1 protein-coding gene is annotated in these 1,551 nt (G+C 43.4%); it reads right to left on the bottom strand.

From position 1 onward, the window contains the following. On the bottom strand, positions 1–1,551 hold a 1,551-nt coding region (locus tag IEX94_RS19450; RefSeq protein ID WP_188859908.1), incomplete at both ends, for a hypothetical protein.

Below are 1,551 nucleotides of genomic sequence, written 5' to 3'. Positions count from 1 at the left end.
AACAGTGACGCCATCGACATCTACCTTTGTCTTCCGTCTAGTCAAACCTAGTTCCTCTTCAGAAATAAACTCCGAACCTTCAATGAGGGCCCCTCGCAACTTACCTGTAAACGTACCATCTACACCTTCTAATCGTCCGGTAAACGTACCTCCTACTGAATTTAACGAGCCGGTAATCGTCGCATTTTGAATATCTGCGTCAATGATGTCAGCTTCTTCGATTTTCGCTTTGATAAGGTGGGCTTCGTCGAATTTCCCCTTTTGAAATAAAGCTTCATTGGCGTCGAGTTTTCCGGTGATTTTGCTATCTTTAATTTCTGCGTCTATAGCGTACATTTGCTTAGTTGAGATTTCAATAAATGTCGCTAATGGTGCGGTGATTTCCCCGTAAATAGCTGTATCACCAGTAATCTCCACGTTTGCCCCGTTGATTGGGTTCGGGTCTCCTATTCGGATACCTGCAATAAGGTCGTCGTCTTTGATGTATTCTAGCGCGATTTTATCGGCTAGTTGTTCGATTCGGGTTTCGGTGTAGGTGATTTGGTCCTCGGGAGCTGGTGACCAGTCGGTGGCTTTGTTGCCTTTTTCGAGTTGATCATGCATATATTTAATCGGATATACGCTAGTCCAACCTACAGGCATTATTCTTCCTCTTACTTCTACATAAGAAGAATCATCAGGGACTTTTGCTGTAATTTTTATAATTCCGTCAGTAGTTCTTCTACCGGATGAGTTTGTTACATTTCCGTAAGTTCCGTCTGCTCTATACCAATCTAATCGTGCATAAACCGACTCTCCGCTCGGTATATCTGAAACATACACACTAAAAGTTACTGTGTCACCGTGACTTACCTTAATTCCGTCAATCGGAACTTTTAACATACCTGCATGTCCCCATTGACCGATATTTACGGTCGTAAGAGATGTCTTTGAGTTCAGAACTAAATTCCGCCCACCAATCTCCAACCCATCCAAATCCGTTTGCAACCTACTAACACTCTGCTTAAACCCGTCAGCAGTAGCTTCCCACTCCGCAAGTCTATTTTCTAAACGATTTTGGTCTGCGTTGTAATCCGCGCTTTTTAGACGAGCGTTTATTTCTCTCCACGTTTGCTCAATATTTGTTTCGTAATCTTTAAACCGCTCGACATAGCCTTCTTGGTCGGTCTCGTACTTGGTTTTGGATACTGTATTCTCAAACATCCCGTCAATATCTTCCTTGACGTAGATTAATTCGGATTCTCCGTCAATCTCAACCCGTAACCGTCCGTCAACCCACTCACCATCAACCTTTGATGCCATATCCCGCGTAATATCCGCAATTCTTTCGTTGAAATCAACAAAATCAACCTTATCCCGTAAGCTATTTTCCGCTTCACGCAGGTCACTTTCTAACTGGTTTAAATCTTCACGTGCATTCCGTAGATTATCTTCCGCATCTTCCAGCCGTTCACGGGAATCATTAAGGTCTATTTTCGTCTGGTTGAGTTCTTCCTGGGCAATGTCAAGGTCACTACGAGCACGGTTAATGTCGTCTCTAGCTTCGTCAAT

The organism is Oceanobacillus indicireducens (assembly GCF_014647195.1).
GTDB lineage: Bacteria > Bacillota > Bacilli > Bacillales > Amphibacillaceae > Oceanobacillus > Oceanobacillus indicireducens.
Note: the sequence above shows the minus strand (reverse complement) of the source record. Positions and strands in the feature narration are given on the sequence as shown.